Annotated in this window: 4 protein-coding genes and 2 pseudogenes; 3 read left to right on the plus strand and 3 right to left on the minus strand. The window is 33.6% G+C overall.

Annotated features, from left to right (window positions below):
• Positions 1-127: 127 nt before the first annotated feature.
• The 3 genes and pseudogenes from BWGOE10_RS27440 to BWGOE10_RS27450 all read left to right on the plus strand — a co-directional run.
• Positions 128-451 (plus strand): annotated as a pseudogene (locus BWGOE10_RS27440) (polysaccharide deacetylase); the annotation flags it as partial.
• A gap of 171 nt (positions 452-622) precedes the next feature.
• A complete protein-coding gene (locus BWGOE10_RS27445) occupies positions 623-982 on the plus strand; it encodes a hypothetical protein (protein WP_081338243.1) in 360 nt (119 codons plus the stop codon).
• Between the two features lie 84 nt (positions 983-1,066).
• Positions 1,067-1,486, plus strand: coding sequence for a CBS domain-containing protein (locus BWGOE10_RS27450; protein ID WP_070146030.1), 420 nt, complete (start codon positions 1,067-1,069; stop codon positions 1,484-1,486).
• Positions 1,487-1,686: 200 nt separating this feature from the next.
• Here the strand turns inward: BWGOE10_RS27450 and BWGOE10_RS27455 are convergent, their stop codons facing one another.
• The 3 genes and pseudogenes from BWGOE10_RS27455 to BWGOE10_RS27465 all read right to left on the minus strand — a co-directional run.
• Positions 1,687-2,652 carry a sporulation protein gene (locus BWGOE10_RS27455; RefSeq protein WP_070146031.1) on the minus strand — a complete coding sequence of 322 codons (966 nt, stop codon included), beginning with the start codon at positions 2,650-2,652 and terminating at the stop codon, positions 1,687-1,689.
• Between the two features lie 58 nt (positions 2,653-2,710).
• Positions 2,711-3,262 (minus strand): annotated as a pseudogene (locus BWGOE10_RS27460) (transporter associated domain-containing protein); the annotation flags it as partial.
• Between the two features lie 57 nt (positions 3,263-3,319).
• On the minus strand, positions 3,320-3,609 hold a 290-nt coding region (locus BWGOE10_RS27465; protein WP_131798953.1), incomplete at its 5' end, for a DDE-type integrase/transposase/recombinase.

A 3,609-nucleotide genomic window follows, 5' to 3' on the forward strand; every position in this document is an offset into this window, starting at 1 on the left:
ATAATGTTTCCACTTGAATAGATTTTGCTTTTCCATACCAATCACATCCTTTTTCAGAGTACTAGTATCAGTATGTCCAAGTTTAGGAGGTTACTTACAAGCGTTTTGGAGTGTTTGCACCAGAACCTATGGTTCTATGCCTGGATTAAATGAAGAACTTCGTAATAAGGTAGTAGATGGTAGATTTAAAGTATGGGATTGGACAATTGACTCCCTAGATTGGAAGTATAATAACGTACCTATAGAGTCGGCTTCCATGAATATCGCTCAAAATGTACTTACTAATGCAACGAAGTCCCAAGAAGTTATATTAATGCATGATATTCACCCTCAAGCAGTTGCAGCCGTACCAGCCATCATAAAAGGGTTAAAGGAAAAAGGGTATGAATTTGAGGCATATCATGAAAGCAATCATTTCCCTTTAAATTTCTGGCAGGATCCACGTATTTGAGCTTTAAGGAGATGTATAAAGTCACACCTCTATTTATAAAAAAAGATATAGCCCCTTGTAGAACAACAAGGGGCTATTCAATGTTTTTGCTTATCCTTTAGTTTAAAGCAACACTAGCTATTTATTATTAAACTATATATTTAATAAAGTACTTCCATAAAATTCTTTTTTATGCTATATAATATTTCTAAAGCGCTTAGAAAGGGAGAGGTTTATATAAAAATCATACAAGATTTTACAGAACCCTATTTTAAAACTGTTGGAGAACAAAGTAAGGCATATCGAGTAATTGGTTGCAAAGATGGTAAAGAAAAGCATTTCCCTATTACATTTAAAACATTAAAAAGGGCACGTATATTTAATTACAGGTATGCTTGTGAAAATCCTGAGTGGCTGAATAGAAATGGCGACATAAGTGAGTATAATGTTAAGATGGGGAGACCTGAATATAAAAATATTTGGCACGATCATGTTATAGAGAATGTATGTAAAAAGTATACTGATTTTGATAGTTGGGAAATCAATCATTAAAGCAGTAACCAATCGTTCAAATAATCTACAAATAAAATATAAAGAATAATAAGTAAATAAGCTATAAAAAGGAGATTCAATAGCATGAATATTGCATTTTTTCTTACTCCTAAAAGTGAATTGGTTTATATAAATATAAATTCAACAATGCGTCAGGCTTTAGAGAAGTTGGAATACCACCGATATACAGCTATCCCCTTGGTCAATACTGAGGGAGAATATGCAGGTACACTTACAGAAGGGGATTTATTATGGAAACTCAAAAACACGTCATCTTTAAGCTTTAACAACACTCATCAAGTTGTTCTGAGTGAAGTTTCTTTACACCGTACGAATGAACCAGTTTCTATCAATGCGGAAATTGAAGACCTTTTATCAAGAGCTATGGAACAAAATTTTGTTCCTGTTATAGATGACGATGGGATTTTTATAGGTATTGTTAAAAGAAGAGATATTATTCAATATTGCGCACAAGGTTTATTATTTAAGAACCATTCTGTATAAACATATGAACTTTAAATTATATCAAATCTTCAATTTAAAATTCATATAAAAAGAATATATCTTGGTTTAACCAATCATACAATTATAGTATTACGAACTATCAAAAAATATAAGAATATCATTGTTCTATACTTAAATACCCCTGACTTTATACATAAGTCAGGGGTTAATAAAAATATTAATCTCTTATAGAGATAATCTTACTCATCATCACTATCTCCAAAGAAATCACCTAGAAATGATTCTTCCTCATTCATTCCTAGTTCTTCGGTTGCTTCTTCTACCATTTCCTCTACACCTAATCCATCCATTAGTTCATTCAATAATATGCCACCTAATATTCCGACAGCTAAACCACCAATCATACCTGCAATTGGACTTCTTCCGTTACTGCTCTGATGGGCATGATCGTAGTTTTGTTGTGTTTGATATGAGAATGATTGCGCATAAGCATGCGGATCATTTACCATTTCATTTATATATTCTTTTAAAATATTAGCTATTTGTCTACTTTCTTTTAATACATTTTGTTCAATGAAAAACTCACGTCTTGCTTCCATTTCCCCATGTCTGGTTCTGCAATCTACTTCCATCCAAATGCGAATCCCTGACTCTTCATAAGCAAAACGAATCTCTATTTCATCAACTTCGTTTACAAATAATTCTCTTGGGAAAAAGGAAAATTCTTGACCCAGCTCATCTAACTTACCCGATGTAGATTTCTCCTGAAATCCTAATCGATTCAATGCATAAAAAACATTTTGCACTTCTTCCGGTGCTTCAATAACAAGACGATCAAAGTCTTTTCGATCTACGCCACCTTCAATGTCTAAGTGCGTATCAAAATAGTAAGAAACGCCTCCTCTAGATACAGGAAGATCTCTTGGAATATCATAAGAAAATGAAATTACCTTCGCCTCCTCTGGAAGAATGTTATAGGATCCGTTCAATGGAATTGTTGCCACCTCACGTGTAACAGAGCCTTGTTTTGTTACAACACTCATCATAAAGCGCGCTGTAAGGCTATTCATTTTTTGTTCAACTTGACCGCCTTCAATCCAAGCTTCTCCATACAGTGTTTCTCCAGCAGAATAAGATGGCTTTTTAAAACGCAAATCTACTGTTGCTGCACCTTTACCGAATTTAGCCAAAATCTTTTTAAACATTTTGTCTCTCCCTTTTTTCTTATAGTATAGTTATTTATTTAGAGAAAACAAACGGCAACTATTCTGTTACCGCTTGTTTTGTTTCTTTTGCTTTTTGAATTTCTATTTGTTTAATGTGGTGTGTATCTTTAGAAATGACTTTAAATTCATATCCGTCTGCTTCCACAGACTGTCCTTCTTGAATATAATAATTCTGCATCATCACCCAACCACCAATGGTGTCTACATCTTTAGCATCTAAATGTAAATCTAGTAAGTCATTCAATTCATTAATCAGTACTTTCCCATCTACAACTTTATGAGTTTCACTGATATGTTGAATTGGAGCACGTTCATCTTCATCATACTCATCTCGAATTTCCCCAACAATTTCTTCAAGAATATCCTCAATTGTAACAATACCTGCTGTCCCACCATATTCATCATATAATACGGCTAATGGAATACGTTTCTTCTGCATTTCTAACATTAAATCGTGAATTGGAATCGTCTCAATTACTTGAATAACAGGACGTGTATACGAACGAATTGTATCATATGGTTCTGTACTCTTATTTATATATCGAATAAAGAAATCTTTTACATTCACCATACCAATAATCTGGTTCTGGTGCAAATACTTAGGAAAGATATAAAGATGCGAAAAGTTTCCTAGTGAAATCTAGTCTTAAGCAGCAATTCCAAATAGTTGATGGATGAACTTCACTTGATTTTGGACAGACTTGTCCAATAAAACAAGTTGCCCTTTTTTCACCATATGCATAGCTTCTATTCCAGAAAGAATGGATGTAGCTGCGCGAAAGGATTTCAATCCTAACATCGAACGAACTCGCTTTTTAATAAACCGATGATCTTGTTCCACTATGTTATTGAGATATTTCACTTGCCTTAGTTGGATGCCTAATGGCATCTTTTTTTCTTTTCTCAATTCTTCAACTGCTATAGGATAAGCTGGAT

The sequence above is a fragment of the Bacillus mycoides genome (assembly GCF_001757995.1).
GTDB classification, from domain to species: Bacteria; Bacillota; Bacilli; order Bacillales; family Bacillaceae_G; genus Bacillus_A; species Bacillus_A mycoides_B.